30 protein-coding genes are annotated in these 25920 nt (G+C 74.2%); 18 read left to right on the plus strand and 12 right to left on the minus strand.

Annotated elements, in window-relative coordinates; all coding sequences use genetic code 11:
* Positions 1 to 72: 72 nt before the first annotated feature.
* From QSK00_RS05990 to QSK00_RS06010, 5 genes are read left to right on the plus strand one after another with little or no spacing between them, the layout of a single operon-like run.
* Positions 73 to 945, plus strand: coding sequence for a fumarylacetoacetate hydrolase family protein (locus QSK00_RS05990; RefSeq protein WP_285588592.1), 873 nt, complete (start codon positions 73 to 75; stop codon positions 943 to 945).
* A 33-nt stretch (positions 946 to 978) separates the two neighbouring features.
* Positions 979 to 1743, plus strand: a complete 765-nt coding sequence (locus QSK00_RS05995; RefSeq protein WP_285588593.1) for an alpha/beta fold hydrolase — start codon at positions 979 to 981, stop codon at positions 1741 to 1743.
* Positions 1744 to 1779: 36 nt separating this feature from the next.
* Entirely contained in the window at positions 1780 to 3078 is a 1299-nt protein-coding gene (locus QSK00_RS06000) for a metal-dependent hydrolase family protein (protein ID WP_285588595.1), read from the plus strand.
* A 1-nt stretch (position 3079) separates the two neighbouring features.
* Positions 3080 to 3421, plus strand: a complete 342-nt coding sequence (locus tag QSK00_RS06005; protein ID WP_285588597.1) for a DUF1636 family protein — start codon at positions 3080 to 3082, stop codon at positions 3419 to 3421.
* Positions 3422 to 3461: 40 nt separating this feature from the next.
* On the plus strand, positions 3462 to 4223 hold the full coding sequence (locus tag QSK00_RS06010; RefSeq protein WP_285588598.1) for a sulfite exporter TauE/SafE family protein: 762 nt from the start codon (positions 3462 to 3464) through the stop codon (positions 4221 to 4223).
* Between the two features lie 111 nt (positions 4224 to 4334).
* Here the strand turns inward: QSK00_RS06010 and QSK00_RS06015 are convergent, their stop codons facing one another.
* The 3 genes from QSK00_RS06015 to QSK00_RS06025 are packed head-to-tail and all read right to left on the minus strand — an operon-like array spanning position 4335 to position 6601.
* Positions 4335 to 5204: an LLM class flavin-dependent oxidoreductase gene (locus QSK00_RS06015; protein WP_285588600.1), complete on the minus strand. Its 870-nt coding sequence runs from the start codon at positions 5202 to 5204 to the stop codon at positions 4335 to 4337.
* Positions 5205 to 5220: 16 nt separating this feature from the next.
* A complete protein-coding gene (locus QSK00_RS06020) occupies positions 5221 to 5595 on the minus strand; it encodes a TA system VapC family ribonuclease toxin (protein ID WP_285589508.1) in 375 nt (124 codons plus the stop codon).
* A 34-nt stretch (positions 5596 to 5629) separates the two neighbouring features.
* Complete coding sequence (locus QSK00_RS06025) at positions 5630 to 6601, minus strand: aldo/keto reductase (RefSeq protein WP_285588602.1); 972 nt, start codon at positions 6599 to 6601, stop codon at positions 5630 to 5632.
* A 101-nt stretch (positions 6602 to 6702) separates the two neighbouring features.
* Here QSK00_RS06025 and QSK00_RS06030 point away from each other — a divergent pair, with 101 nt between their 5' ends.
* Positions 6703 to 7566 carry a helix-turn-helix transcriptional regulator gene (locus QSK00_RS06030; RefSeq protein ID WP_285588603.1) on the plus strand — a complete coding sequence of 288 codons (864 nt, stop codon included), beginning with the start codon at positions 6703 to 6705 and terminating at the stop codon, positions 7564 to 7566.
* Here QSK00_RS06030 and QSK00_RS06035 read toward each other — a convergent pair whose 3' ends face one another.
* The gene (locus QSK00_RS06035; protein WP_285588605.1) at positions 7567 to 8022 is read right to left on the minus strand and encodes a MarR family winged helix-turn-helix transcriptional regulator; all 456 of its coding nucleotides are present in this window, start codon (positions 8020 to 8022) and stop codon (positions 7567 to 7569) included. It lies immediately after the preceding gene.
* A 54-nt stretch (positions 8023 to 8076) separates the two neighbouring features.
* Between QSK00_RS06035 and QSK00_RS06040 the strand changes: the two genes are divergently transcribed.
* Positions 8077 to 9285 carry an FAD-dependent monooxygenase gene (locus tag QSK00_RS06040; protein WP_285588607.1) on the plus strand — a complete coding sequence of 403 codons (1209 nt, stop codon included), beginning with the start codon at positions 8077 to 8079 and terminating at the stop codon, positions 9283 to 9285.
* Between the two features lie 114 nt (positions 9286 to 9399).
* Here the strand turns inward: QSK00_RS06040 and QSK00_RS06045 are convergent, their stop codons facing one another.
* On the minus strand, positions 9400 to 9579 hold the full coding sequence (locus tag QSK00_RS06045; RefSeq protein WP_285588609.1) for an Lrp/AsnC family transcriptional regulator: 180 nt from the start codon (positions 9577 to 9579) through the stop codon (positions 9400 to 9402).
* A gap of 365 nt (positions 9580 to 9944) precedes the next feature.
* Here QSK00_RS06045 and QSK00_RS06050 point away from each other — a divergent pair, with 365 nt between their 5' ends.
* Together QSK00_RS06050 and QSK00_RS06055 are read left to right on the plus strand one after the other, a co-directional pair.
* Positions 9945 to 10685 (plus strand): SDR family oxidoreductase, encoded by a 741-nt coding sequence (locus QSK00_RS06050; protein ID WP_285588610.1) that lies wholly within the window; start codon positions 9945 to 9947, stop codon positions 10683 to 10685.
* A gap of 87 nt (positions 10686 to 10772) precedes the next feature.
* The gene (locus QSK00_RS06055; RefSeq protein ID WP_285588612.1) at positions 10773 to 11348 is read left to right on the plus strand and encodes a hypothetical protein; all 576 of its coding nucleotides are present in this window, start codon (positions 10773 to 10775) and stop codon (positions 11346 to 11348) included.
* A gap of 37 nt (positions 11349 to 11385) precedes the next feature.
* Here QSK00_RS06055 and QSK00_RS06060 read toward each other — a convergent pair whose 3' ends face one another.
* Entirely contained in the window at positions 11386 to 12714 is a 1329-nt protein-coding gene (locus QSK00_RS06060; RefSeq protein ID WP_285588616.1) for an FNR domain-containing protein, read from the minus strand.
* A 268-nt stretch (positions 12715 to 12982) separates the two neighbouring features.
* Between QSK00_RS06060 and QSK00_RS06065 the strand changes: the two genes are divergently transcribed.
* Positions 12983 to 13657 (plus strand): hypothetical protein, encoded by a 675-nt coding sequence (locus QSK00_RS06065; protein WP_285588617.1) that lies wholly within the window; start codon positions 12983 to 12985, stop codon positions 13655 to 13657.
* Positions 13658 to 13862: 205 nt separating this feature from the next.
* Here the strand turns inward: QSK00_RS06065 and QSK00_RS06070 are convergent, their stop codons facing one another.
* Together QSK00_RS06070 and QSK00_RS06075 are read right to left on the minus strand one after the other, a co-directional pair.
* On the minus strand, positions 13863 to 14735 hold the full coding sequence (locus QSK00_RS06070) for a cytochrome c biogenesis CcdA family protein (RefSeq protein ID WP_285588618.1): 873 nt from the start codon (positions 14733 to 14735) through the stop codon (positions 13863 to 13865).
* Positions 14736 to 14737: 2 nt separating this feature from the next.
* Positions 14738 to 15454, minus strand: coding sequence for a DsbA family protein (locus QSK00_RS06075; protein WP_285588621.1), 717 nt, complete (start codon positions 15452 to 15454; stop codon positions 14738 to 14740).
* 95 nt (positions 15455 to 15549) lie between these two features.
* Between QSK00_RS06075 and QSK00_RS06080 the strand changes: the two genes are divergently transcribed.
* The gene (locus QSK00_RS06080) at positions 15550 to 16047 is read left to right on the plus strand and encodes a VOC family protein (RefSeq protein ID WP_285588624.1); all 498 of its coding nucleotides are present in this window, start codon (positions 15550 to 15552) and stop codon (positions 16045 to 16047) included.
* Here the strand turns inward: QSK00_RS06080 and QSK00_RS06085 are convergent.
* Positions 16016 to 16879 carry an alpha/beta fold hydrolase gene (locus QSK00_RS06085; RefSeq protein ID WP_285588626.1) on the minus strand — a complete coding sequence of 288 codons (864 nt, stop codon included), beginning with the start codon at positions 16877 to 16879 and terminating at the stop codon, positions 16016 to 16018. The genes QSK00_RS06080 and QSK00_RS06085 overlap by 32 nt on opposite strands.
* A gap of 101 nt (positions 16880 to 16980) precedes the next feature.
* Between QSK00_RS06085 and QSK00_RS06090 the strand changes: the two genes are divergently transcribed.
* From QSK00_RS06090 to QSK00_RS06100, 3 genes are all read left to right on the plus strand, one after another.
* Positions 16981 to 17379: a winged helix-turn-helix transcriptional regulator gene (locus QSK00_RS06090; protein ID WP_285588628.1), complete on the plus strand. Its 399-nt coding sequence runs from the start codon at positions 16981 to 16983 to the stop codon at positions 17377 to 17379.
* A gap of 11 nt (positions 17380 to 17390) precedes the next feature.
* Positions 17391 to 18794: a hypothetical protein gene (locus QSK00_RS06095; protein WP_285588631.1), complete on the plus strand. Its 1404-nt coding sequence runs from the start codon at positions 17391 to 17393 to the stop codon at positions 18792 to 18794.
* Between the two features lie 249 nt (positions 18795 to 19043).
* Positions 19044 to 19358 (plus strand): hypothetical protein, encoded by a 315-nt coding sequence (locus QSK00_RS06100; protein ID WP_285588633.1) that lies wholly within the window; start codon positions 19044 to 19046, stop codon positions 19356 to 19358.
* Between the two features lie 4 nt (positions 19359 to 19362).
* Here the strand turns inward: QSK00_RS06100 and QSK00_RS06105 are convergent, their stop codons facing one another.
* Genes QSK00_RS06105 through QSK00_RS06115 form a run of 3 tightly spaced genes read right to left on the minus strand, consistent with a single transcriptional unit; the run spans position 19363 to position 21820 of the window.
* Positions 19363 to 20205: an SDR family NAD(P)-dependent oxidoreductase gene (locus QSK00_RS06105; RefSeq protein ID WP_285588634.1), complete on the minus strand. Its 843-nt coding sequence runs from the start codon at positions 20203 to 20205 to the stop codon at positions 19363 to 19365.
* A 38-nt stretch (positions 20206 to 20243) separates the two neighbouring features.
* Entirely contained in the window at positions 20244 to 20627 is a 384-nt protein-coding gene (locus QSK00_RS06110) for a nuclear transport factor 2 family protein (RefSeq protein ID WP_285588636.1), read from the minus strand.
* Positions 20627 to 21820 (minus strand): cytochrome P450, encoded by a 1194-nt coding sequence (locus tag QSK00_RS06115; RefSeq protein ID WP_285588638.1) that lies wholly within the window; start codon positions 21818 to 21820, stop codon positions 20627 to 20629. The genes QSK00_RS06110 and QSK00_RS06115 overlap by 1 nt, the downstream gene beginning before the upstream one ends.
* Positions 21821 to 21963: 143 nt before the next feature.
* On the opposite strand from QSK00_RS06115, the gene QSK00_RS06120 reads away from it, so the two are divergent.
* The 4 genes from QSK00_RS06120 to QSK00_RS06135 all read left to right on the plus strand — a co-directional run bounded on the left by QSK00_RS06120 (position 21964) and on the right by QSK00_RS06135 (position 25565).
* On the plus strand, positions 21964 to 23160 hold the full coding sequence (locus QSK00_RS06120; protein ID WP_285588640.1) for a cytochrome P450: 1197 nt from the start codon (positions 21964 to 21966) through the stop codon (positions 23158 to 23160).
* Complete coding sequence (locus QSK00_RS06125) at positions 23157 to 23381, plus strand: ferredoxin (RefSeq protein WP_285588642.1); 225 nt, start codon at positions 23157 to 23159, stop codon at positions 23379 to 23381. Before QSK00_RS06120 ends, QSK00_RS06125 begins: the two co-directional genes overlap by 4 nt.
* Positions 23382 to 23391: 10 nt before the next feature.
* Positions 23392 to 24138: an SDR family oxidoreductase gene (locus QSK00_RS06130; protein WP_285588644.1), complete on the plus strand. Its 747-nt coding sequence runs from the start codon at positions 23392 to 23394 to the stop codon at positions 24136 to 24138.
* A 98-nt stretch (positions 24139 to 24236) separates the two neighbouring features.
* Entirely contained in the window at positions 24237 to 25565 is a 1329-nt protein-coding gene (locus tag QSK00_RS06135; protein ID WP_285588646.1) for an MFS transporter, read from the plus strand.
* The last annotated feature ends 355 nt before the right edge of the window (positions 25566 to 25920 follow it).

The raw sequence follows: 25920 nt of genomic DNA on the forward strand, positions 1-25920 counted from the left end.
CGCGGACATGCCGCACCGATCGACCATATTGGTCTTGATTGGTCGCCGCCGCGCGAACGAGGGAGAGTGGCTGTGAAGCTGGTGACGTACACCGACGGCGGGCACGAGGCCGTCGGCCTGGTCGAGGCCGACGGGACGACGGTGCTCGACCTCGGGCCCGTCGTCGGGAACCGGACCCTGGTCGAGGTCGTCGAGGACTGGGCGGCGCTGGCGCCCGCGATCGCGGCGGCCGCGGACCTGCGCCGCATCGAGGGGCCCCGCCTGCTCGCGCCGTTCCCGCGGCCGCGCCGCGACCTGTTCGCGGTGGGGAAGAACTACCGGGAGCACGTGGCCGAGTTCGGGCGGTCCGGGTACGACACCCCGCAGCGCTCCGAGGACCTGCCGGAGAAGCCGATCGTCTTCTCGAAGGCGACCACGGCCGTCACCGGTCCCCACGACGACGTCGAGGCCCACCCCGGGATCACGAGCGAGCTGGACTACGAGGCCGAGCTGGCCGTCATCATCGGGCGCGGCGGGCGCGGCATCTCCCGCGAGCAGGCGCTCGAGCACGTGTGGGGCTACACGATCGTCAACGACGTCACGGCCCGGGACGTGCAGCGCGACCACAAGCAGTGGCTGCTCGGCAAGTCGCTGGACACCCACGCCCCGATGGGGCCGTGGGCGGTCTCCGCCGACGAGGTCGGCGACGTCACCGCGCTCGTCGTCTCCTCGACGGTCAACGGGGAGCCGCGGCAGAAGGCGCCCGTGGCCGACCTGATCTTCGACGTCCCGGAACTGATCCGGGTCATCTCGGCGGGGATCACCCTGCTGCCGGGGGACGTCATCGCCACCGGCACCCCGGCCGGCGTCGGGATCGGCTTCGACCCGCCGCGCTTCCTCGAGCCCGGTGACGTCGTCGAGTGCTCGATCACCGGTCTCGGCTCGCTCCGCAACACCATCCGCTGACACCCGGGCAGACGCCCGAAGGAGGACGACCACGTGCAGGTGAACGGCAAGGAACTGGCGGTCGAGATCACGGGGGACGGGCCCGTGGTGCTGCTCGTCCACGGGCTCGGCGGGACGTCCAACTTCTACCAGCCGCAGGTGGCCGCCCTCGCCGAGCGGTTCACGGTCGTCCGGCCCGACATGGAGGGCTCCGGGCGCTCGCCGGTCGCCGGCACGGTCTCCATCCAGAGCTTCGCAGGCGACCTCGCCGACCTGCTGGCCCGGCTCGACGCGGGGCCCGCCCGCGTCGTCGGGCACTCGATGGCCACCATCACCGCGCGCCTGCTCGCCGCGACCCGGCCCGAGGCGGTGTCCCACCTCGCCCTGCTCGGCGCCGTGCCCGCCCCGCTGCCCGAGGCCGGGCAGCAGGCGCAGCACGACCGGGCCGCGAAGGCCCGGGCCGGCGAGATGCCCGCGATCGCGGACGCGGTCATGGCGAACGCCACCGCCGAGACCACCCGCCGGGACTCCCCGGCCACCGCCGCCCTCGTCCGGGAACTCGTCCTGCGCCAGGACCCCGAGGGCTACGCCCGCTCGTGCGAGGCCCTCGCCGGCGCACCCGACCCGGGCCCGATCGACCCGCAGCTGCCGCTGCTGCTGCTCACCGGCGCCGACGACGGCGTCGGTCGGCCCGCGATCAGCGAGGCGCTCGCCGAGGCCCACGGCGCGGCGACGCTCGACGTCCTGCCCGGCTGCGGTCACTGGACCGCCCTCGAGCGGCCGAACGACGTGACCGAGCACCTCCTCAAGTTCTTCTGACCCCCACTGCCCGACCCTCGACGCCGAGGAGCCCCCATGAGCAAGGTCCTGTTCCGCAACGTCTCGATCCTCGACTCCACCGGGGCCCTGCCCTACCCCGGTGACGTGCTCGTCGAGGACGACCGCATCGCCGCGGTGGGCACCGTCGACGCCTCGCGCGCCGACGGCGCGCAGGTGGTGGAGGGGCGCGGACGCACCCTCATGTCCGGGCTGTGCGACGCCCACACGCACTTCTCGTGGAACAACTCCGCCGACCTCGACGGGCTCGGCCTGATGCCGGTCGAGGAACACCTGCTCTTCTCGATGGAGTCGGCGAAGAAGTACATCGACTCCGGCTACACGATGTGCCTGGGCGCCGCGTCGGCCAAGGAGCGCCTCGACGTCGTCTGCCGCGACGCCATCGCCGCCGGCCGCATCCCCGGCCCGCGCTACCTCGCCAACGGCCCGGAGATCGCCGTGACCGGCGGCGCGCTCATCAAGTCGATCACGAAGTTCGCGGACGGCCCCGAGGGCATGCGGAAGGCGGTCCGTGAGCTGATCGACCTCGGCGTCGACCAGATCAAGCTGTCGATGACCGGCGAGGAGATCACCGGTACCCAGCGCGCCGAGGACACCTACTTCTCCGACGAGGAGGTCGCCGCCGCCGTCGCCGAGGCCCACCGCCGCGGCAAGCGCGTGTGCGCCCACGCCCGCTCCGCGGAGAGCGTGAAGATGTGCCTGCGGAACAAGGTCGACATCATCTACCACGCCTCCTTCACCGACGCCGAGGGCATGGACATGCTCGAGGCCAACAAGGACTGGGTGTTCGTCGCCCCCGGCATCAACTGGCTCGTCGCGACCCTCTACGAGGCCGAGGCGTTCGGGTTCCCCCAGGAGGCGGCCGAGGCCGTCGGCTACAAGAAGGAACTCGAGGTGGCCACCGAGGGGCTGCGCGAGATGCACCGGCGCGGCATCAAGCTGCTGCCCGGCGGCGACTACGGGTTCGCGTGGACCCCGCACGGCACCTACGCCCGCGACCTCGAGCACTTCGTCGAACGGCTCGGCTTCACGCCGATGGAGGCGATCATCTCCGCCACTGCGTGGGGCGGCGAGATCATGCTGCAGCCCGACGAGCTCGGGAAGGTCCAGCCCGGCTACCTCGCGGACCTCATCCTCGTCGACGGCGACCCGCTCGAGGACATCACGGTGCTGCAGGACCACGACCGGCTGCACGCGATCATGAAGGACGGGCGCTTCCACAAGGAGGACGCACCGCTCGTGACGCACAGCGGGCTCGACGACCCGGCGGGCCCGGTCAGCCCGGCGACCCGCGAGTACGTCGAGGCCCGGCCCTGACGTGCCGCTGCTCGTCTGCCGGACCTGCCCGCGCGACCGCGCGGACACCGGCTCCTTCGGTGCCGCGCTCGACCCGCTCCTGACGGGGGCGGCCGGGCGCGGCGTCCGCGTGCGGCACGTGCCGTGCCTCGGCGGCTGCCCGAACGACGGGAACGTGGCCGTCGACGGGCCGGGCAAGCCACGGGTGCGGTTCTCCCGGATCGCCGCCGAGGACGCCGCCTCGCTCGTCGAGGCGGGGGTGGCGTTCGACGCCAGCGAGAGCGGTCTCCCCGACGTCGGGTGGGAGGTCCCGGACGCACTGCGGGGCCGGCTCACCGCGGTCACCCCGAAGCGGGTGGAGTGACCGGCTGGCCGTCCCCGCCGCGACCGACGATCATGCGTCCGTGACCCTCGGCGAAGCGGCGATCATCGCGGTCGCGGGCGTGTGGGCCGGCATGATCAACACGATCGTCGGGTCCGGCACGCTCGTCACCTTCCCGGTCCTGCTGGCGCTCGGGTTCCCGCCGCTGACGGCCAACGTCTCGAACGGCCTGGGGTTGGTACCGGGCTCGGTGACCGGGGCGATCGGCTACCGGCGCGAGCTCCGCGGCCTGGCCGGACGGACGGTCCGGCTGGCGATCCCGACGGCGGTCGGGGGCCTGGCCGGCGCGCTGCTGCTCTTCGCGCTGCCGTCGTCGGTGTTCGACGCCGTCGTGCCGGTGCTCGTCGCGCTCGCGGTCGTGCTCGTGGTGGTCCAGCCCGCCGTCGCACGTCGGATCGCCGCCCGCCGCCCGTCGGGCGAGCCGCGCACGGCGGTGCGGCCCGGGCTCGTGGCGTCGGTGTTCGGGACCGGGCTCTACGGCGGGTACTTCGGCGCCGCGCAGGGGGTGCTCCTGCTGGGGGTGCTCGGCATCCTGATCGACGACGACCTGCAGCGCCACAACGCCGTCAAGAACATCCTGGCCGCGATCGCGAACCTGGTGTCCGGGATCGTGTTCGCCCTGGTCGCGCCGGTGTCCTGGCCGGTCGTCGGGTTGATCGCGGGCGGCTCGATCGTCGGGGGTCTGATCGGCGCGCTCATCGGCCGACGGCTCCCGCCGCTCGTCCTGCGCGGGGTGATCGTGGTGGTCGGCCTCGCGGCGCTGGTGCAGCTCCTGCTCCGCTAGTCCCGCCGCTCCGCTAGTCCCGCCGCGAGGTTCACGTCAGGTATGCCGGCGGGCCCGTGACCCTGCCTGATGTACACCTCGCGGCAGCGGCGCACAGCCCCGCGGTGTCGCTCAGCCCTTCAGCGGGGCGATCACCTGCTCGGCGAAGCGCAGGACCGGCTCCGTGGAGCGCGGGTGCCCGAAGTCCATGACGACGTGGTCGACCCCGAGGTCGCGGTGTCCCGCGAGCTCCTCCACGAGCTTCGCGGCGTCGTCGTCGCTCTCGGGCAGCGCGCGCTCGAGCGTCACCGTGACCTCGATCGTGTCGGGGTCCCGCCCCGCCTGCTCGGCCGCGCTGCGCACGATGTCCCAACGACGGGTGAAGCCGTCGCCCGCCGGCCCGTTCCACGAGTCCGCGAGCCGCCCGACCATCGGGAGCCCGACCTTCTCGCCCGCCGCGCCGATGCACACCCGCGGCGGCGTCTCGGGCAGCGGCGGCGCGGAGGCCTCGGTGATCGTCGTGAACCGGCCCTCGTAGGAGGGGTACTCCTGCGTCCACATCCGGCGGCAGATCTCGATGGTCTCCTCGAGCTGCGCGAACCGCACCGACGGCTTCGGGAACTCGTAGCCGTACGCCTCGTACTCCTTCTCCCGCCAGCCCGCGCCGATCCCGAGCACGAACCGTCCGCCCGAGAGGTACTGCAGCGTCGCCGCCATCTTGGCCAGCAACGGCGGGTGCCGGTAGCCGACCCCGAGCACGTGGTGGCAGAGCTCCACGGACTCGTGCCGCGCCGCGAGCCATGTCAGCGTCGTCCACGCCTCGAGGAACGGGTCGGTCTTCTCGTCGAACCCGTAGAAGTGGTCGGCGATCCACAACGAGTCGAAGTGCGGCAACGCCGTCGGCAGGATCTCCGTGTCCTGGTACGCGGCGATCGGCACCTGGTCCGACCACCGGTTGCCGATCACGGGGGAGAGCCATCCGAACCGCAGGGCCTGAGTCACGGCGCGATCATCGCACTCAGAGGATGACGAGGTGGCGGTCCTCGGCAGCCGGCACGGCGTCCCGTCCGACTCGACGGTCGACGGTGACGAAGCGACCGTCGTAGCGGGCTGCCAGCGCGAGGAGGTAGGCGTCCGTGAGCCGGCGGGGGCCATGGATGCGTTCCGTCGTGAGCACGTCCTCGTCGAGGGAGCTCACGTCGCAGGGCCAGAACTCGTGGTCCGAGCCGTCCCGCGACGTCCGGAGCAGATCGACGGCCCGGTGGGGGCTGACCGGGCTCGGGTATCTCGGCTGGCTGATGATCCGCACGAAGCCGTTCTCGGTGATCGCGCACGAGGCCCAGCCATGGGACAACTCCGTGTCCGCCCACTCCCAGGCGCGCTCGTGGTCCAGGTGGTCGGCGTCGAGTCCCTCGGTGCCTCGACACTCACCGCTCGCTGTCGAGCTGCGCCATCGCCGCCGCGGGGTAGCGGTCGCCGGAGACCGACCCGGCCGGGATCAGCTCGTCGATCCGGGCGAGGTCGTCCGCGGTGAGCTCGACGTCGGCCAGCGACGACGTCACCTGGTCGACCCGCCGCGCCCCGATCACCGGCACGATGTCCGGCCCCTGCGCGCTCACCCACGCGATCGCCAGCTGCGCGACCGACACGTCCTTCGCGGCGGCCATCTCGTGCAGACGGGCGACGAGCGCCTGGTTGTGCTCGAGGTGCTCGCCCTGCCAGCGCGGGGTCATCGCTCGGCCGCCGGTCACCGCCCCGCTCCCGCCGATCAGTCCGCGCCCGAGCACGCCGTAGGCGGTGATCCCGACGCCGAGCTCCCGGCAGGTCGGCAGGATGTCGGCCTCGATCTCGCGGCTGAGCACGGAGTACTCGATCTGCAGGTCGCAGACGGGGGTGACCGCGGCGGCGCGGCGGATCGTCGCCGACGAGACCTCGCTCAGCCCGACGTGGCGCACGTAGCCCTGCTCGACGAGCTCGGCGATCGCGCCCACGGTGTCCTCGATCGGCACGGCCGGGTCGAGGCGCGCGGGCCGGTAGACGTCGACGTGGTCGACGCCGAGCCGCTGCAACGAGTAGGTGAGGAAGTTGCGCAGGGAGGCGGGGCGCGCGTCGACCCCGCCGATCCCGCCGTCGGGACCCCGCATCGCCCCGAACTTGACCGAGAGGACGACGTCGTCGCGGGACCGGTCGGCCAGCGCGCGGCGGATGAGCATCTCGTTGTGGCCGGAGCCGTAGAAGTCGCCGGTGTCGAGGAGGGTGCCGCCGGCGTCGAGGTAGGCGTGGATCACGCGGACGCCCTCGTCCTCGTCGACGGCGCCGTAGACGCCGGACAGGCCCATGCACCCGAGGGCGGGGGAGGAGACGACGGGACCGGTGGAGCCGAGCTGTCGGTGCTGCATGGCGTCCACCCTGCGCCCCTCGACGGGGAGGTGGCAGGCCCGGGCCAACCAGGGACCGGCCGACCCTGGCTCGCTTCCCGACGACGGTTGATGCTGGGGCGGTGATCGACCGCGCGGGCCTCGGGGACTTCCTCCGGCGACGACGGGAGCTGCTGCGACCGACCGAGGTCGGTCTCGTGCCGGGCCCCCGACGACGGACCCCGGGGTTGCGCCGCGAGGAGGTCGCGCAGCTGGCCGGGCTCTCGGTCGACTACTACACGCGCCTCGAGCAGGCCCGCGGCCCGCACCCGAGCGAACCCGTCGTGACGAGCCTGGCGCGGGCGCTGCGCTGCGACCTCGACGAGCGCGACCACCTCTTCCATCTCGCCGGCTTGGTCCCACCGGCGCGGCGGGCCGGCCGGCACGTGTCGCCGGGTCTGATGGCGCTGGTCGACCACCTCACCGACGTCCCCGCCCGCATCCACACCGATCTGCACGACGTGCTGTGGCAGAACCCGCTCGCCGACGCCCTGTTCGGCACCAGCACGGTCAATCCGGTGCGGCAGTGGTTCACCGATCCAGCGTTCCGCTCGTTGACCCCGGACGAGGACCGGGCCGCGTTGTCCGCCGGACACGTCCGCGACCTGCGCGCCACCGCGGCCCGGCGGGCGGGCGACGCGGACGTGACCGAGCTGGTCGACGACCTGCTCGCCCGCAGCACCGAGTTCCGGGAGCTCTGGGAGCGCCACGAGGTCGGGGTCCGGCGGGTCGACCGGAAGCGGTTCCGGCACCCGGAGGTCGGGCTCGTGCACGTCACCTGCGAGGTCCTGCTCAGCCCCGAGACCGACCGGGTCCTGCTCGTCTACTTCCCCACGGAGGGGACCGACGCCCGGGAGAAGCTCGACCTGCTGCGGGTGATCGGCACGCAGTCGATGGTCGAGCTCCGCTCCGCTTCGTCTCCCGAGGACCTGCACCCGTCGTCGTGATCAGTCCGGTCGGCCCGCCCGGTCCATGGCCGCGGTGAGCCGGTCGAGGAAGGCACGCACGACGACGGTCTCCTCCGGGGAGAGCGACCGGCCGACCTCGTCGATCAGCCGCAGACCGGGGAGCCACACGCGCAGTGCGTGGGCCTGCGCGTCGGCTGTGGCGGCGAGGGTGACGCGGCGGCGGTCGGTGGGGTGCGGGGTGCGCTCGACGTGCCCGGCGGCCTCGAGGCGGTCGATCAGCACGGTGGCCGACGCCGAGCGGATGCCGAGCCGCTCGGCCAGTTCGGCGGCGCCCATCGGGCCGTGCTCGCCGAGCAGGTGGATCGCGGTCATGTCGGTGACGTTCATCCGCATCGCCTTCGCCATGCGCACGACGAGGTCCTGTGAGGCGCCGATCAGGTCGCGCACCGCGAACGTGGTCGCGTCGAAGTGCGCGATCTCGGTCTCCGGCTCCATCCGTGGCACCTCCTCAGGTAGTTAGAGAATCTAGCGACAGGGTATCCGGATCCCATGACACGCCACGCACTCATCTCCGGCGCGAGCGTCGGCGGCCCGGCCCTCGCCCACGAGCTCAACACCCGGGGGTGGCGCACCACCATCGTCGAGCGCTACCCGCGCCTGCGTGACGAGGGGCAGAACATCGACGTGCGCGGGGCGGGTCGGATCGTCCTGCGACGGATGGGGCTCGAGGCCGAGGCGCTCGCCACGAGCACGACGGAGGTGGGGACGCGGTTCGTCGACGACCGCGGCGGGACGGTCGGGGAGTTCCCCGCGGGGGAGGACGACCTCCACGGCCCCACCGCGGAGCTCGAGATCCTGCGCGGCGAGATGGCCCGCATCCTCTACGAGCACACGGCCGACGACACCGACTACCGCTTCGGCGAGCAGATCGCCGACCTCACCGACGCCGACGACCACGTCACCGCCACCCTGGCGAGCGGGGAGCGGATCGACGCCGACCTCGTCGTGGTCGCCGAGGGCACCCGCTCGCGGACCCGGACGCTCGTCGTGCCGGACGCGCAGCTCTCCGAGCTGGGCCTCGTCATCGCGAACATCACGATCCCGCGGACCGCCGACGACGACCGCTGGTGGCGCTGGATGCACACCACGCGCACCCGCGGCGTCAGCCTGCGGCCGGACAACGTGGGCACCACGCGGGCCATGCTGAGCTTCCTCACCGACGTGCGCGGCCTGGAGCAGCTCGACCACGACGACCAGGTCATGATCCTGCGGAAGACCTTCGCCGACGTCGGCTGGGAGGCGCCGCGCGTGCTCGCGGCGCTCGACGACGCGCCGATGTACGTCGACGCCGTCGCCCAGGTGCGCCTCGACCGCTGGAGTTCCGGACGGCGGGTGCTGCTCGGCGACGCCGCCTGGGCCACCGGTCCGTTCGGCACCGGGACGACCCTCGCGCTGACCGGCGCGCACGTCCTCGCGGGCGAGCTCGACCGGAACGCCGATCACCGGGTGGCCCTGCAGCGCTACGAGGAGGTCATGCGGCCGTTCGTCGCCGAAGCGCAGAACGTCAACCCGCGGATGATCCGGGCCGTCAATCCCGGCTCGCGCGCGGCACTGGTCGCCCAGCAGTCCGTGCTCCGCACCGTGGCCACGCTGCAGCGCTGGACCGGGCTCGCCGACCGCCTCTTCAGCCCGCCCGCCGACCAGGTGGAGCTGCCGGACTACCCGGTGCCGGCGGCCAGTCGCGCGAGTGTCGGATAGTCGGTGTGGCTCGCGCGTCCCCGCGGCAGGACGTCGAGGCGTCGGCCGCGGCGAGGCGCGATGTCGAGCCGACGCCGCACTTGTCGCGACCAGATCGGCGAAGTGCACCTTGTTTCACGGGGCGGCGGACGCGCGCAGCCCGAGCAGCGACGGAGCGAAGTCCACGTCGAAGAACAGCGCCCCCCGCTGCCACCCGACCACCAGTCGTCGTGCCGTGGCCGCGGACCGGCCCGTCGCCGCCGCCAGATCGCGCCACCGGGCGCGGCCGTCGCGGGCGAGCGCGTCGAGGAGCAACCGGTTGTCCTCGGCGCACGGCCTATGACGAGCAGCTCCGCCCCGCCGACGTGTGCTGCCCCCACGACGTCTCCGGCAGCCGCGCGATCGCGTGCGCGAGCCCATCTGCGGCGTCCGGCGCGCAGCCGACCCGCACCAGCCACTGCCGCTCGCCGACCGCCTCCGGTCACGTGCTCGCGGTACTGGCGTTCCAGGTGCGTCGGACACGCCGAGCGTCTCGGCGACGAGGGCGAACCCCCCCCGGCCGTCGAGCTGCAGCGCCTGCAGGAGTCCGCGTCCGATCTCGTCGGCGAGGGGTGCCACGGGTCCAGCTCAGGACACGATTCGCGGTCGTTGACGAGGACCGGTGCGGGGTAGCCGACGGCATGGGAGCACTGGACGGGACGGTCGCGGCGGTGACGGGCGCGTCGAGCGGCATCGGGGAGGCGACGGCGCGGGCGCTCGCGGCCCAGGGGGCGACCCTCGCGCTGCTCGCGCGGCGGGCGGACCGGCTCGAGGCGCTCGCCGCGGACCTCGGCGGGCACACCAGCGTGCACGCCGTCGACCTGGCCGACACCGACGCGGCCGTCGCCGCGATCGGGGAGGTCGTGGCGCGGCACGGTCGGCTGGACGTGCTGGTGAACAACGCCGGGTACGGCTCGCTCGCGCCGGCCCGCGGGTCGGACCTCGCCGACTGGCGCGCCACGACCGCGATCAACCTCGACGGCCTGCTGGCGGCCAGCCACGCCGCCCTCGAACCGCTCGTCGCCGCGGCCGGCGGCCCGCGTGGCGTCGCGGACCTGGTCAACGTCAGCTCCGACGCGGGACGGCGCGTGCTGCCGGTGGGGGCGGTCTACAGCGCGACGAAGCACGCGGTCGGCGCCTTCTCCGAGTCGCTGCGCCAGGAGCTCGCGCCGGTGCACGTGCGGGTCGGGGTGGTGGAGCCGGGCATCACCCGCACCGAGCTCCCGGACAAGGGCGAGGGCGACACGCCCGACCTCGACTCCCTCGGCGAGCTCGGCGTCCTCGAGGCGGCCGACATCGCCGACGCCGTCGTCTGGATGGTGACCCGCCCCGCCCGGGTCGCGGTCAACGAGATCCTCGTCCGCCCCGCGGAGCAGACCTGACCCGTCGTGTAACCCGCGCCGGAGATCCCGCGATGGGCCCTCGACGCCGCCGGCACACCGGCCGGCGGCCACCGTCGGGGGGACACCGTGACCGAGACCGCCGGGGCGACCTGCCCCACCTGCGCCACCGCACTGCCCGCTGCGGGCGCCTCGTGCCCGCGCTGCACGCCCTGGTCGGCCACCGCGCAGCCCGCCGCTCCCCGTCCGATGCCCACGGCCCACCCGTCGTTCCCGCCCGTGCCGGCGCCTCCCGGATACGCCCCGCAGGGATACGCCCCGCAGGGATACGCCCCGCAGCCCTACGCCCCGCAGCCCTACGCGCCGCTGCCGCCGTACGGCCCGTCGCCCCATGCCCCGCAGTCGTTCATGCCGCAGCCGTACGGTGCGCCGTACCCGCCCGCGGCGGCCCGGCCGGTGAAGTCGGCCGGGGTCGCGGTGCTGCTCTCGCTGCTCTGGATCGGCGCCGGACACCTGTACCTCGACCGCCTCGGCACCGGGCTGGTGCTGATGGGCGCGCACCTGTTCCTCGGGCTGCTGCTGATCTTCATCTTCCCGATCAGCTTCTTCCTCTGGCTCGCCGCCTTCATCACCTGCGCCGTGGTCTGCTCGAACCTCGCGAACCAGATCAACACCGGGACGGTGCCGCCGCGCAGCACCTGGTGAGTGCCGGCCGACGTGTCCGCCCCGTGGAGCAGCACCGTCAGGAGTCCCAGATCGGGCCGTAGGCGGGGATGCCCTGCCGACGGAGCTCGCCGACCACCCGGAGCGTGGTGCGGCGGTTCGAGATGCAGACGACGGCCTCGGCGCCGGTCTCGGCGACGGCCCGGGCGGCGAGGGCGACCAGGTCGGGCTTGCCGGCGGCGTCGGTGTCCCAGAAGACCGCCGTCGGGTCGGCCGTGCGGATGTCGGCGACGAGCGCGGGCCCGTAGGTGCGCTCGGGGTTGCGGGTGACCCAGACCAGGTGCGCGGGGGTGTCCTCGCCGAGCAGGTGCGGCAGCACCGGGGCGATGCCGCTGCCGGTCGCGATCCAGACGACCCGGGTGAACACCCGCGAGACGCTGCCGACACCCGTCGTCGGGACCCCGCGGACCCAGAGGGCGTCGGGTCGGTCGTCGATGAGGTCGGCGGTCCAGTTCCCGGCGCGGGAGACCGCGAGGCGGAAGTCGGTGCGGTCGGGGCGGGCGACGGTGGCGAAGGCGTGCCACTGGCCGAGCGGGTGGCGGGCGATGCGGGTGGCCGACCCGATGCGCACCGGTCGGCCCCGGTCGGCCGTGACGAGGGCGACGTGGTCCGACGGGGTCTCGATCGTGACCGGCAGGCGGCGCAGCTGCAGCCACGGGATCACCGCGGCGACCGCGACGGCGAGCAGGATCCAGGTGCCGGGCGAGGTGGCGAGGGCGACCGGGAACGAGGTCGGGGCGTCGGCCGCGAGGACGATCGTCAGGGCCGTGAACAGGGCGAGCGCGGCCCAGCCGCCCCAGCGGTGCGAGTGCTCGAAGCGGTCGTGGTGCCGCTCGCGGGCGCTGGGCCGGGCGAGCACGGCCATGGTGACCAGCACCGCGAGGATGCCGGTCGCGATCGCGAGCACCGCCGGGCGCAGGGGCGTGGCCGGGGCGAGCGCGGTCAGCGCAGTGAAGGCGACGAACCAGCCCACCGCGGAGATCGCGGCGCCGACGTGGACGCCGGCCCCGACCTGGTGCACCTGGGCGATCGCGGCCCGCAGACGCAGCGGCCAGCTCCGCGGCGTGCGGGTGGCGAGCGCGAACAGCCCGTTGACCACGTCCTGCTGCCGGATCAGCGCGGCGAGCCCGACGTCGACGCTCGCGATCGTGCCCGCAGCGGCGGCCGCAGCGGCGAACGACGTCGCGGTGAGCAGGAGGACCGCGGCGACGACGACGTTGGCCGCGAGGACCGCCAGCAACCAGCAGCGCATCGGCCGGGTGGCCAGCCGGGCGGGGTCGACGACCCGCGGCACGGCGGGGGAGAGCGCGGCCGGAACCGCGGGGACGGGCAGGGTGGCGACGCTCATGACGTGCCCCTCTCGGGCGTTGACCGGGGGTGTCCCGGCGACCCGGGAAGCGTCGGACGGCGGCGCCCGTCGTCCTGTCGGCCCATCGGCCCGGGTTCGGGCCACACGGGCCGTCCCCTCGTCGGGGGACACCGCTGTCGTCCCCCGGTGTGGCTCCTCGGGGGACGGGACGGCCCCGGTCGCGGCGGCAGAGTTCTCCTCGTCAGCACGGAGAGCGCCCCGACCGGGACGGTCCCCGCACCGCGTCCCTCACCCTCGGGAGCTCGTCATGCGCCTCACCCGGATCGCCGCCACCACCCTGATCGCCGGCTCGCTCGCCCTCGCCGGCACCGGCGTCGCCCTGGCCGACACCGTCACCCCGGTCGCGAGCTCGTCGGCCGTCTCCGCGGTCTCCGCAGCTTCCGAGCCCGGTGACCTCATGCTGTCGTCGACGACGGTGAAGCCGGGCGCGCACCTCACCTTCTCCGGCTCGGTGGCCACGCCGACCAGCGGCGACGGCCCGGTCACCGTCACCTCGTCGGCGTTCGCCGGATCGGCCACGATGACCCGCACCGACCCGACGGCCTTCGCCGGGTCGGCCACGATCGGCACCGACGTCACGGCGGGCACCTACACGGTCACCGCGTCGTCCTCGGCCGGGACGGTGTCCAGCCGCATCACCGTCACCGGCACCGCTCCGACGCCCGCCCACCACGGCAGCAGCGGCACCCGTGCGGGACACGGCTCGTCGTCGGGCACCGGGAGCACCGACGCCGACAGCACCGCGATCACCGACCCCGGCTCCGACGTCCTGCCCTGGGCCCTGGGCGGCGCGGGTGCCGTGGCGCTGATCGGCGGCGGCGCCTACGCGATCGGCCGCGGGCGTCGCGCCGATCGGGACCGGGCCGCGCAGGCGCGGCAGGACTACCGCGAGCCGCGCACCGAGGTCATGACCCGGCGCTGAGCACGGTCGAGACGTCACCCATCGGGCCGGCGGGGTGGGTCGAGCCGGATCAGTGACGTCTCGTGCAGCCGGAGCCGCAGGAGTGGTCATCACCCGACGCCGAACACCGCGAGACGTCAGTCGTCGGCCGGGCAGGGTCGGTCGAGCCCGATGAGTGACGTCTCGAGCCGACCCAGAGCGGCTCTGACACGGAGCCGGCCGGAGGTCACACCTCGGGGCCACCCCGCGCACCGACCGACGTCTCGTCCCGGGAGCCGGACCCGTCGTCGCGCCGGAACACCCGCCAGACGACGACGCCGACCGTCACCAGAGCGATCACCCCGAGGACCACGAGGTCCGGGATCCCGGCCCCGACCGACACCGCCCCGTTCTCCGCCGCGGCCGCCGTCGCGGGGTCGGCGCCGATCAGCCCCGCCGTCCCGTCGAACACGATGAACAGCACGCCGATCACGATGAACAGCAGCCCCGAGATCACCGACGTCGTGTGCAGCCGCAGCCGGCCCAGCGAGAACTCCCGCCCGCGCAGCCACGAGCGGCGACCCAGGTCGAGGCGTTGCCAGAGCAGGGCGAGCACGAACAGCGGGAGCGCCATCCCGACGGCGTAGACCGCGAGCAGCGCCGCCCCGCGGACCGCCTGCCCGCTCGCGGCGGCGACCGTGAGCACCGCGCCGAGGATCGGGCCGGAGCAGAAGCCGGCCAGGCCGTAGGCGGCGCCGAGCCCGAGGGTCGCGAGCCACGTCCCGCGCCGCGCCATCCGCGACTGGAACCGCGCCGCCGCGCCGAACGCCCACCCGCCGCCGAGCAGCGTCACGACGCCGAGCACCACGATCACCGCACCGGCGACCGTCACCACCACCGACCGGTACTGCGTCAGCACACCCGCGAGCGCGCCCGAACCGGCCCCGAGCGGTACCAGGACCGCCGCGAGGCCGAGGAGGAACACGCCCGTCCGCGCGACGAGTTCGGTGCGGCCGCTGAACGCGTAGGCGAAGAACGAGGGCAGCAGCAGCGCGCTGCACGGACTGAGCAGCGCGAGGACCCCGCCGAGCAGGGCGGCCGCGTAGCCGAGGTCGGGCACGGTCAGCGAGACCGCGCGAGGGCGGCGTCGAGGGCCTGCTGGAACGTCGACAGGGGCTGGGCGCCGAAGATCAGCTGGTCGCCGATGACGAAGCTGGGCACACCGCCGACGCCGAGGCGTGAGCCCAACTGCTGGTCGGCGGCCACGTCGGAGGCGATCTGCGGGTCGGCGAAGTCGGCCTGGAAGCGGGGCACGTCGAGCCCGAGCCGTTCGGCCAGCGCCGTCAGCGACGCCTCGGTGACCTCGCCGCGGTTCTCCGGCGCCTGGTCGGCGTAGAGGGCCGCGTGGAACGGCCAGAACTGGCCCTGGCGTCCGGCGGCCCGGGCGGCGCGGGCCTCGAGGACGGACTCGGGGCCGAGGTAGGCGAAGTCGTGCCACTCGATGCGGACCTGCCCGGAGTCGACGTACTGCCGCATGAGGGCCGGCTCGGTCGACGTCGCGTACAGGCGGCAGAACGGGCACTGGAAGTCGCCCCACTCGGCGAGCACCACCGGCGCGTCCACCCGGCCCAGCGCCAGGGGGTCCCCGGCCTGACGACGGGGCACGTCCAGCCGGGCCTGCGCCACCGGGTCCGCGGAGGTCGTTCCCGTCGCACCCGTCGGGGCGGGGGAGCGGCCCGTCACGGCCACGATCGCGAGGGCCACCAGGACGACCAGGACGATCCCGGCGCCGACCAGCAGCCGGGTGCGGGTCGGACGACGCTCTTCGGTGTCGGTCACGACGGCGGGGTACCCCGACCCGCCGTCGTGACCCGGATCCACGGCGAACGGAGAGGAGGACCGGACCTGACCGCCTCCCCCGACAGGCTCCGCTCATGGCGATCAGCACGGTCACGCACCTCAACTTCACGGGCAACGCGCGGGCGGCGCTCGAGTACTACCACGCGATCTTCGGCGGACAGCTCGTGATCGGGACCTACGGCGAGGGTGGCGTGCCGCAGGACTCGGCCGACTCCGACCGGGTCACCTTCGCCCCGGTCCCGGCGGACTCCCCGAACGCCGACCTGGTCGGGTTCGGCCTGGTCGCGGCGGAGAACGGGTTCCGCATCGCCGCCTACGACGTGTTCGACGCGCGGGGCGGGGTGCTCGCCGGGGCCGACGGTCCGGGGCGCGCCGACGCCCTGGTGCACACCGAGTCGCTGTTCGTGCTGCTGAACGGGGACTCGCTCGAGGAGGTCGCCGGGTACTGGACGGGGCTCGCCGACGGCGGACGTGTGATCCAGTCGCTCGCGCCGACGCCCTGGGGTACGCCGTACGGGATGGTGACCGACCGTTTCGGCGTCACCTGGATCGTCGGGGTGAACCCGGGCTGACCGGGTGCGGTGCCGGTCCCGACCGACCGCCGCACGTCCGGTCGAACCCGGCCAGGTGGGCGGCGAGCGCGTCGGGCTGCTCCTCGGGCACGAGGTGGCCGCAGCCCGGGACCGCCACGTGCGTGACGTCGTCGGCGATCCCGTCCAGCTGGCGCCCGACCGCGTCCCCGACCACCCCGCCCGCGACGGCGAGGGCCGGTACCGTCAGGCGTCCGGCCGCCGCGAGCTGCTCGGCGTGCACGTCCATCGCGCGGTAGTAGGCGAACCCGCAGCGCAGGGAGACCGGGTCGGCGTAGGCGGCGACGAAGGCGTCCCGGGCCTCGGGGGCGATGCCGACCCCGTCCGCCGTCCCGGCGCGGTAGAACCAGTCGAGGTACTCCGCCTCGTGCCCCGCGAGCACGGTCTCGGCGAGCCCTGGGACTCCGTGGAAGCCGAACCACCACGGCGGCGGGAAGTCCTCGGCGCCGGGGAGGCGTCCGAGCAGGCCCTCGGTCACCGCGAGGCCGCGTACCCGGTCCGGGTGGCGCAGCGCCGTCATCGCGGCGATCGGGGCACCGAGGTCGATCCCGACGACGAGGGCGTCCGCGACCCCCAGCGCGTCCATCGTCGCGACGACGTCGTCGGCGCCGGTGTGCAGGTCGTAGCCCTCGGCGGTGCGGCGGCTCGCGCCGAGTCCGCGGAGGTCGGGGGCGATCACGCGGTGGGTCGTGCGCAGGCGGGCGATGACGTGGCGCCACAGGAACCACGTGTGCGGCCAGCCGTGCAGCAGCACGACGGCAGGTCCGGTCCCGCTGCTCACGACGTGCCGCCCGTCGACGTCGTGGTGGTCCATGCGAGCTCCTCGATGCCGGTAACCTGTGGTGACCAGGTCATCGTCGGGAACCGGACGGTGGCCCACAAGGACGCACGTCGAGGTGAGGAGGTGAGCCCGAGGTGACCGCCTCCCGCCGTGGGGACCTCCTCGACCCGGCATGTCCGACGCGCCAGATGCTCGACCGGATCGGCTCGAAGTGGGTGTCGATGCTGTTCCTCGCCCTCGGGTCCGAGGACGAGGTGCGCTTCGCCGAGCTCCGCCGCCGCGCGCCCGGCATCTCCTCCAAGGTCCTCGCGGACACGCTGCGCGTCCTCGAGCGCGACGGGTTCGTCGTCCGCCGGGTCGAACCGACGGTCCCGCCGGCCGTGCACTACGGCCTCACGCCGCTCGGGCGCTCGCTCACCGGCCCGCTCGCGGTGCTGCGCGACTGGGCCGAGACGCACATGGCCGCCGTCGACGACGCGCGGTCGGCCTACGACAGCCGGGCTCCCGTCGGGACGCCGAAGTCGATGTTGTAGGAACATCCCCGGTGCGATCCCTCCTCGCCGCGTCCGCGGTCCTGCTCGCGGTCGTGACGACGACCGCCGGGTGTTCCGCCGCGCCCACGCCCCTGTGCGACGCGGCCGCCACGCAGCTGGCGGCCGGTCGGGTCGGGGCGGCCACGGAGCTGTCGGCGCGGGCGGTCGCGGCACAGGAGGGCGACTGCGCGACGTCGGGTCTCACGGCGGCGAGCGAGCGCTACGCGGCCGCGTACTCCGAGGTCGCGGCCGGATCGGAGGCGGAGACCGCCGGCGACCCCACCGGCGCGACCGGGCACTACCGGGCGGCGCAGCGGCTCGACGTCGGGAACCCGGTGGCGATCGAGGGGCTGACGCGGCTCGGGGTGCAGGCGGCCACCGTCGACACGCCGGTGACCGTGACGCCCGCGCCGGTCGTCGAGCAGCGGGGCGTCGGCCGGCCGTGGATCGTCGCGGGCGCACTGGTGCTCCTGGCCCTGCTCGCGGCGCTCGCCTATGCGGGGTGGGAGAGCCGACGGCGGCTGACGGCCCGGATCGAGGAGCTCGACCGCCGGGTCGACGCGGGCGAGGGGATCGGGGCCCGGGTCGAGGCGCTGGCGGGCGACCACGACCGCGCACTCGACGAGGTCCGCGGCTACGTCGACGACCTGGAGACCGACCAGCTCCGGCTGCTCGGCCTCGTCCTCGACCGCACGAGGACCGGGGAGATCCTTGCGGACGTCGGGTCGCTGACGCTGCTGCACTGGCCCGACCGGTCCCGGGCCTACGACGTCTCCGAGGGGGAGGACCCGCCGCCCGACCGGCTCGACCTCGCCGTCGTCAGCACCCGGACGACGGCGGCGGCGGACGGGCCGCGGCTGGTCGTGCACCAGTACCGGGTGGAGGCCGAGCGGCTCGACCTCGCCGCCCTTCTCACGGCCGACGACGCGTTCCGGGCGCTGACCGACCTGGCCGACGACCCCGACGACACCGACCGGCTCGCCGCCCTCGAGGCGAAGGCCGAGGACGTCCGGCGGTGGCGGACGGTGGAGGCGACGCCCGGCGGGTCGCTGCCGGCACCCGTCGCGGAGCAGCAGTTCTGGACCGACCTCCACGCGACGGTGGTGCTGACCTGGTCGCGGAGCACCGGCACCCGGCGTCGGGAACGGGACGTGTGCACGCTGTCCCACCCGGCGGCGGCCGCGGCGCTGGTGGACGTGCCGACGATCGTGGACGGCCTCGCGAAGCCGCGCGGGGAGGACCTGGCCGACCTGGTCCGACCCGCCCTGGAGCGGGCGCTCGTGCACGCGGTCTGCGGGGAGGACCCGCCGCGGGTGGAGCCGCCGGAGGCGGGGTCGCTCGTCGTCGTGACCCCGGACGGGCTGGCGCCGCGGCCGATCGCGGAGGCGCTGGGGGGCGCGGACCCGGCGGTCTGAGGGACGTCGCGTCGCCGGCTGCTCGGCCGCTCTCCGCGGGCCACGCCGCGGAACCGGTGCGAGCGGTCCCGGTTCCAGGGCACGGCCCGGGAACCCGCGTCACGCTCCGTGTCGGTCGATCACGAGACGTCCTGGATGCGGCGTGCGGGGGACGGTCGGCCCCGATCGGGTGGCACCGGTGACGCGTCGATAACGATGTCGTCGGGCACCCCGAACCACCGGTCGACGGATCGAGGGTCGGGGGACCACATGGGGCGGCACCACCAGCAGGGCACGGCACGCCGGGCGCACGTCTCGCTCGGCGCCGCGACCCTGGCCGGCCTGCTCTGCTCGGCGACGTACGCGCTGGCCGCGCCGGCCGTGGCTCCCGCGGCTCCCGTGGCCGCGCCGGCCGCGCCGCTCGCCGTCACGACGACCTGCGACCTCTCCGGTCCGCCGGTGTTCGGCGACCCGGCGCACCCGGACGAGATCACCAACCGCGCCTGCGGCTGGACGGACGCGCAGGGCCGGGAGCGTTCCGGCGACGCCTGGATCGACGACCAGCTCCGCGCCGCCGGACGCTGACCCGCTACTTCGCTCCCTGCCCCGCGTCGACGCGCAGGACGTGGCCGGTGATCTGGTCGGCGTTGTCCGAGGCGAGGAAGAGCACGGCGTCGGTGATGTCGGAGACCTCGGTCCGCCACTTCGGGCCGGGCATGTTGCCGGCGGCGGAGAACATCTCGTAGGCGTCGTCGGGCGTCATCCCGACCTCGCCCGCCAGGCCCAGCACCATGCCCGAACCCTGCTCTTCGCCCGGCTTGATCGTCGCCGGCGCGATGGCGTTCACGTTGATGTCGAACTCCGCGAGCTCGAACGCCCACGCCGAGGTCAGGCCCTGGATCGCGTGCTTGGCGGCGACGTAGTGCGAGAGCTGCGCGTGGCCGGAGCCGGTGACGCCGGACGAGATGTTGATGATCTTGCCGCTGCGGTGGCCGATCATGCTGGGGACGACGTACTTCGCCACGTACATGTGGCCCTTGACGATCGTGTCGATCACGGCGTCCATGACGTGGGAGCGCATGCCCTGGATCGAGTCCAGCGCGGCGACCCCGGCGTTGTTCACCACGATGTCGATGCGGTGGTCGAAGTACCCCAGGGCCTTCGCGACGGCGGCCTCGACCTGCGACTCGTCGCGCAGGTCGCACGGCAGCGGCAGGCACCGGCGCCCCTTGGCCTCGACGGCGGCGACGGTCGCCTCGAGCATGTCGGCGGTGGCCAGCGGATAGATGTCGTCGATCGGGTCGGTGATGTCCAGGGCGGCGACGTCCGCGCCCGCGTCCGCGAACGCCAGGGCGTGGCTCAGGCCCTGGCCCTTCGCGGCGCCGGTGATCAGGACGGTCTTGCCTTCGAGTCCACGCAGCATCGCGGGCATCGGGTTCTCCTCGGTGGATCGGGCGGGGGTGGAAGGGGTCAGGACAGGGCCCCGGCCAGGCGCGCACGCCATTCACCGAGGTCGACGTAGTCGCGGAAGGCGGTGATGCGGTCGGCCGCGGGATCGAGTTCCACGACGGCGGTGCAGGCGACCGCGTACTCGCGGCCGTCGATGACGAAGCGGTCGACCCGCTCCAGGAAGCACCGGCGGGTGTCGACGGCCGCGGTGACGATCTCCCACCGCACGTGTTCCGAGCGCTCGAGGATCGGCGCGAGCAGGTCGCGGACCCCGGAGGGCCCGACGACGGGCGGGTGCGGCACGTTCGCGTAGGGCGCGCCGTCGGCGAAGCAGGCGCCGGCGGTCTCGGGGTCCCGTGCCTCGACCGCCGTCAGGAAGCGGGCCAACGCCGGCGGCAGGTCCATCAGGAGAAGAGCACGGGGTAGGACGCGAAGTGGTCCCGCGCGGAGTGCGGGTCGCGCCGGGCCGGGTGCTCGGGGTCGGGGCGGGCCCCGGCGCCCAGCAGTGCCTCGAGCATCAGCGTGACGGTGCCGAGGACCTGCTGACCGTCCTCGGCGGCCGCCATCGGCACCCCGCCCGCGAGCTCGGTCCCGATGCACGCGTGCATCCCGCCGCCGAAGGCGTGCCCCCAGCGCGGGACCTCGGCGGGCACGGCGCGGGTGGGGTCGTACTCCCCGGGCCGGTCGAACACGGTCGCGTCCCGGTTCGCCGCGGCGATGTCGAGCACGACGACGGCGCCCTCCGGGACCTCCGTGCCGTTCCGCAGGGCGATGGGGGACTCGGCCCGGCGTCGGGCGACCGGGCTCGCGGGGTGCAGCCGCAACGTCTCGTACACGCAGGCCTGCAGCAGCGCCGGGTCGGTGCGGGCCCGGTCGGCGGCCTCGGGATCCCGGGCCGACCAGGCGAACCAGTCGTCGGCGGCGTGGCTGAACGCGTCGGCCGTGCTGTGCGAGCCGGCCTGCAGGTAGAAGGCGCACTCGCGGCGGATCGCGTCGTCGGAGACGCCGAGTTCGTCGCGGTGGCGCAGCAGGGCGGTCAGCACGTCGCGGGGGAGTGCGGACTCCTCGATCTCCCCGGCCGTGAACTGCTCGAGCAACGCCGTCCGGCGGGCGATCGAGGGCTGCAGGAAGACCCGGTCGAACTCGTCGAGAGCCGCCGCCACCTCGGCGCGGACCTCGTCGGGGTCGCGGGTCGTGTGCACGAGGGTGGCGCCCTCGGAGAACTTCTTGGCCAGCCGGTAGAGCACGTCGGTCTCGGCGTCGGAACCGGTGGGCCGGTCGACCCCGGCCACCATCGCCGTCAGGGTCATGATCGTCCGGTAGCCGAGCTCGATGAGGTCGGCCCGACCCGTCGTCGTGAAGGGGCGCAGCGTGTCGACGACGACGTCGCGGAGGAACTCCCGCTCCCAGTGGCGGAAGGTGCCCCGGCGGAACAGCCGGTTCTCGACCCGGCGGCGCACCCGGTGCTCCGCGCCGTGCAGCACGAGCAGGCAGTCGGCCATGACCACTCCGCCCGCGTCGTAGAGCGCCTGGGCGAGTTCGTGCCGGCGGAACGCGTCGCGGACGTCGGCGTAGCGGTCGAGGGTGATGGTCGACATGACAACTCCGTCGCTGCGTCGCTTCCGGCTGGCTCGGCGTTGCGACATTAACGACGGCGGGGTCGGTCGGGAAGGGATGCGGGCGCATTGCGGCGTCAGTTCGCTGACGACTACCGTCGCGGCACCGTCACCGAGGAGGCGCGATGACCGTCACCGTCGACACCTTCGCCGACGCCAAGGACGTCTACCGCTCCCGCGACCTGCGCCAGTCCCTCTACGACGAGGGCGAGGTGGTGATGGCCGACGTCCTGGTGAACCTGCACGGGACCGAGCACCGCGACCGCCGCCGCGTCGAGAACCGGCTGTTCCGGCGGGACGTGTTCGAGCGCTACGAGCGCGAGCTGTTCCCGGGCATCGTCGAGCGGACCCTGGCCCCGCACGTCGCCGCGGGCGGGGCCGACCTGGTGCACCTGGGTCACGAGCTGATGCTCAACCTCGCCGCGCTCACCGCCGGGGTGGACCGGCCCGAGGGCACCGCGGCGGAGACCGACCGCCTGCACGCCTACATGCTCCGGTTCATCCAGGGCGCCACGCTCGCGCACGGGACGGGGGACCGGGAGGCCACCGTCGCGGCGGTCGCCCGTGCCCTCGCCGACTGGGACGAGGAGTTCCTGGCGCCGTCGGTCGAGCGTCGTCGGGCGTTGCTCGCCGCCGAGGCCGCGGGGGAGCCCGTCGAGGTGCCCGCCGACGTCCTGACGACGCTGCTGCGCCACGGCGACGAGCTCGGCCTGCCCCGGCACGTCGTGCGCCGCGAGGTCGCGTTCTTCCTGCTCGCGGGCGGGCACACGAGCGCGACCGCGTTCGTGCGGACCGTCGACCACCTGCTCACCTGGTTCGACCGGCACCCCGAGCAGGCCGACCGGTGGGACGACCCGCTCTTCGTCCAGCGGTGCGTGCACGAGACGGTGCGGCTCAACCCCTCGAGCCCGGTCGGCCGCCGCCGGGCGCTCGCCCCGGTCCGGCTGCGCTCGGGTGTCGAGATCGGTGTCGGCGACACGGTGGTGATCGACCTCCATGCCGTCAACCGGGGCGAGTCCGTGTTCGGGCCCGACGCGGGGGAGTTCGACCCCGACCGCGCCACGCCGCCGGGGGTCGGTCCCTTCGGGCTCAGCTTCGCCGCCGGGATGCACGTGTGCATCGGGCAGGACCTGGCCGCCGGGGTGGTGGCGCGCCCGGACACCGACCCGTCGTCGCACCTGACCGGGCTGGTCACCGGCGCGGTCCGGCAGCTGTTCGCGGCCGGCGTCGCCCGCGACCCCGCCCGTCCACCGGAGCCCGACACCGCCACCGCCCGCCCGTACTGGGGGACCTATCCCGTGCTGCTGGGGGTCGGCCGATGAGCTGCCGGGTCGTGGTCGACGCCGACGTCTGCATCAGCTCGGGCCGCTGCGTCGCGGAGCGTCCCGACGTCCTGCGCTTCGACGACGACGAGCTCGCCGAGGTCGTGCCCGGGGCGCCCGAGCTCCCGGACGACGCCGGGCGGACGCTGGCCCGAGGATGTCCCTCCGGCGCGATCGGACTGGTCGACGCCGAGACCGGTGCGGAGATCGACGTCGACTGAGGAGGCGGGCATGGACCTGGGGCTGCGGGGACGACGGGTGGCGGTGGCGGCCGGGACGGGAGGGCTGGGTCGCGCGTGCGCGGCCGCGCTGCGGGCGGAGGAGGCGCGGGTCCTGCTCTGCGGCTCCGATGCCGGGCGCGCCCGGGCGGCGGCGGAGGAGCTCGGGGCCGACTGGACCGTCGCCGACCTCACCGATCCCGACGCCGCGGCGGGGTTCGTCACGGAGGCGACCGACCGCCTCGGCGGGCTCGACGTCCTCGTCGTCAACGGGCCGGGCCCGAAGCCCGGCCGCGTCGCGGACACGGTCCTCGACGACTACCGCGCCGCGCTGGACCGCAGCCTGCTCGCCGTCGTCGGGATGTGCCAGGCGGCGGTCCCGACGATGACCGCGCAGGGCTGGGGCCGCATCGTTGCGATCACCTCGCTCGGGGTCCGGCAGCCCTATCCGAACCTCGCCCTGTCGAACACCGCCCGCGCCGGCGCCACCGGGTTCCTGCGGACCCTCGCCCGGGAGGTCGCGGCGCACGGCGTCACCGTCAACTCGGTGCTGCCGGGTCTGCACGACACCGACCGCGTGCGCGGCGTCTACACCGACCCGGAGGCGCTGTCGTCCGCGCTCGCGGGGGTCCCGGCCGGTCGGCTCGGGACGCCGCAGGAGTGCGCGGCCCTCGTCGCCTTCCTCTGCTCGGAGCTCGCCGGCTTCGTGACGGGGGCGGCGATCCCGGTCGACGGGGGCGCCTACGCGGGCCTGCTGTAGCCGCCACACGCGTTCTTGACGCGGGCGTCGTCAGCTTCCTAACGTCTACGGTGCGGCGAGGCTCCCTCCCGCGTGACGACGTCGTCCCGGGAGGCCCCGTGTCCGCTCTCCACCCCACGCCGCCGGACACCGCGACCGCCGACGATCCGGAGGCCCGGCGGGCGCTCCGGCGCCTGCTGCTCGGCGGGGTGATCGGTTCGCTCGTCGAGTTCTACGAGTTCTCCGTGTACGCGGTGCTGGCGACGACGCTCGCGGCGGTCTTCTTCCCCTCGGTCGACCCGACGACGGGGCTGCTCTCGGCCCTCGCCGTCTTCGCGGTCGCGTTCTTCGCGCGGCCGCTCGGCGGGTTCGTGTGGGGTGCCGTGGGTGACCGCATCGGCCGCCGCGGCACCCTCGCGCTGACGGTGCTGCTGATGTCGGTCACGACCACGCTGATGGGCCTGCTGCCGGGCTACGCCGCGATCGGGGTCGCCGCGCCGGTCCTGCTCGTCGCGCTCCGCTTCGTGCAGGGCGTCTCCGCGGGCGGGGAGATCTCCGGCGCGGTGTCGTTCGTCGCCGAGCACGCGCCGACCCACCGGCGTGGCCTCTTCGTCGGGATGATCTCGGTGGGCTCGGTGGTCGGCACGCTGCTCGGCAGTCTCCTGCCCGGCATCCTGCTGCTCACCCTCTCCACCGAGGCGATGCAGTCCTGGGGCTGGCGCATCCCGCTGCTCGCCGCGCTCCCGCTCGGGCTGATCGGGCTGTTCATCCGCCGTCGCCTCGACGAGACGCCGTTCTTCCTCGCGCTGCGCGAGGAGTCCGGCCGCGCCGCGAACCCGGTGCGGGCCGCGCTCAGCGGTCGCCCGGCGCGGCGCCTGCTCGTCGTCGCGTTCTGCCTGGTCGCGGTGAACGCGTCGTCGTTCTACATGATCGTCGGCTACCTCCCGAGCTTCGCGACGAAGAGCCTCAAGCTCACCGGTTTCGAGGCCTTCGCGCCGTCGCTGATCGCGCTCGCGGCGTGCCTGGTCGCCGAGGTCGCCGGCGCCTGGATCTCCGACCGCGTCGGCCGCAAGCCGGTGCTGCTGACCAGCGGACTCGGCCTGCTCCTCCTGGCCTACCCGAGCTTCCTGCTCATCACCTCGGGCACGTTCGGCCTCATCACCTGCGGACTCGTGCTGTTCGGACTGCTCGCCGGTGCCTACGCCGCGGTGATCAACGCGGCGCTCACCGAGCAGTTCCCGACCCGCGTCCGCGTCAGCGGCCACGGCATCACCTACAACCTCTCCGTCGCGCTGTTCGGCGGATCGGCGCCCTACCTGCTCACGTGGCTGGGCGGCGTCACCGGCAGCACGATGGTCGGCGCCTTCTACGTCATCCTGCTGGCCCTCGTCTCGTTGCCCGCCGTGCTGGCGCTGCGCGAGACGGCGGGTGCTCCGCTGCGTTCCTGACGACGGGTCGGCACGGCTCCGCCCCTCGAGGTCTACACCAGGCAGGTCGGCGGGCCTCCGGAGCTGCGCCACGTCACTCTCGCGGCCCGCTGGGGGCGCCGGGCCGCGGCGATCCGACCCCAAGATCCCAACCAGCCGCGCGAAGTGTTCGCTGAGCGAGCACTTCGCGCGGCACGTGTGGATCTTGGCGACTGGCCGACCCGTTCGGCCGGTCCGGCGCGGCCGACCGCGTGCAGCGACACGCCCGGAACCCGCGTGCGCGACGCAACGCCGGGCCGCCGGGGGAGACACCCCCCCGCGAGGTCTCCATCAGGCAGGTCCGCCGACCTCCGGAGCTGCGCCATGTGAACCTCGC

The organism is Actinomycetospora sp. NBRC 106378, from assembly GCF_030269685.1.
GTDB lineage: Bacteria > Actinomycetota > Actinomycetes > Mycobacteriales > Pseudonocardiaceae > Actinomycetospora.

Excerpts from the sequence above, each read along its gene's own strand:
- QSK00_RS06060 (WP_285588616.1), bottom strand. The coding sequence starts at position 12,714 with ATGAGCGTCGCCACCCTGCCCGTCCCCGCGGTTCCGGCCGCGCTCTCC.
- QSK00_RS06115 (WP_285588638.1), bottom strand. The coding sequence starts at position 21,820 with ATGTCGACCATCACCCTCGACCGCTACGCCGACGTCCGCGACGCGTTC.
- QSK00_RS06050 (WP_285588610.1), top strand. The coding sequence starts at position 9,945 with ATGGGAGCACTGGACGGGACGGTCGCGGCGGTGACGGGCGCGTCGAGC.
- QSK00_RS06130 (WP_285588644.1), top strand. The coding sequence starts at position 23,392 with ATGGACCTGGGGCTGCGGGGACGACGGGTGGCGGTGGCGGCCGGGACG.
- QSK00_RS06040 (WP_285588607.1), top strand. The coding sequence starts at position 8,077 with ATGACACGCCACGCACTCATCTCCGGCGCGAGCGTCGGCGGCCCGGCC.
- QSK00_RS06120 (WP_285588640.1), top strand. The coding sequence starts at position 21,964 with ATGACCGTCACCGTCGACACCTTCGCCGACGCCAAGGACGTCTACCGC.
- QSK00_RS06100 (WP_285588633.1), top strand. The coding sequence starts at position 19,044 with ATGGGGCGGCACCACCAGCAGGGCACGGCACGCCGGGCGCACGTCTCG.
- QSK00_RS06000 (WP_285588595.1), top strand. The coding sequence starts at position 1,780 with ATGAGCAAGGTCCTGTTCCGCAACGTCTCGATCCTCGACTCCACCGGG.
- QSK00_RS06125 (WP_285588642.1), top strand. The coding sequence starts at position 23,157 with ATGAGCTGCCGGGTCGTGGTCGACGCCGACGTCTGCATCAGCTCGGGC.
- QSK00_RS06080 (WP_285588624.1), top strand. The coding sequence starts at position 15,550 with ATGGCGATCAGCACGGTCACGCACCTCAACTTCACGGGCAACGCGCGG.
- QSK00_RS06110 (WP_285588636.1), bottom strand. The coding sequence starts at position 20,627 with ATGGACCTGCCGCCGGCGTTGGCCCGCTTCCTGACGGCGGTCGAGGCA.
- QSK00_RS06085 (WP_285588626.1), bottom strand. The coding sequence starts at position 16,879 with ATGGACCACCACGACGTCGACGGGCGGCACGTCGTGAGCAGCGGGACC.
- QSK00_RS06035 (WP_285588605.1), bottom strand. The coding sequence starts at position 8,022 with ATGGAGCCGGAGACCGAGATCGCGCACTTCGACGCGACCACGTTCGCG.
- QSK00_RS06105 (WP_285588634.1), bottom strand. The coding sequence starts at position 20,205 with ATGCCCGCGATGCTGCGTGGACTCGAAGGCAAGACCGTCCTGATCACC.
- QSK00_RS06025 (WP_285588602.1), bottom strand. The coding sequence starts at position 6,601 with ATGCAGCACCGACAGCTCGGCTCCACCGGTCCCGTCGTCTCCTCCCCC.
- QSK00_RS06065 (WP_285588617.1), top strand. The coding sequence starts at position 12,983 with ATGCGCCTCACCCGGATCGCCGCCACCACCCTGATCGCCGGCTCGCTC.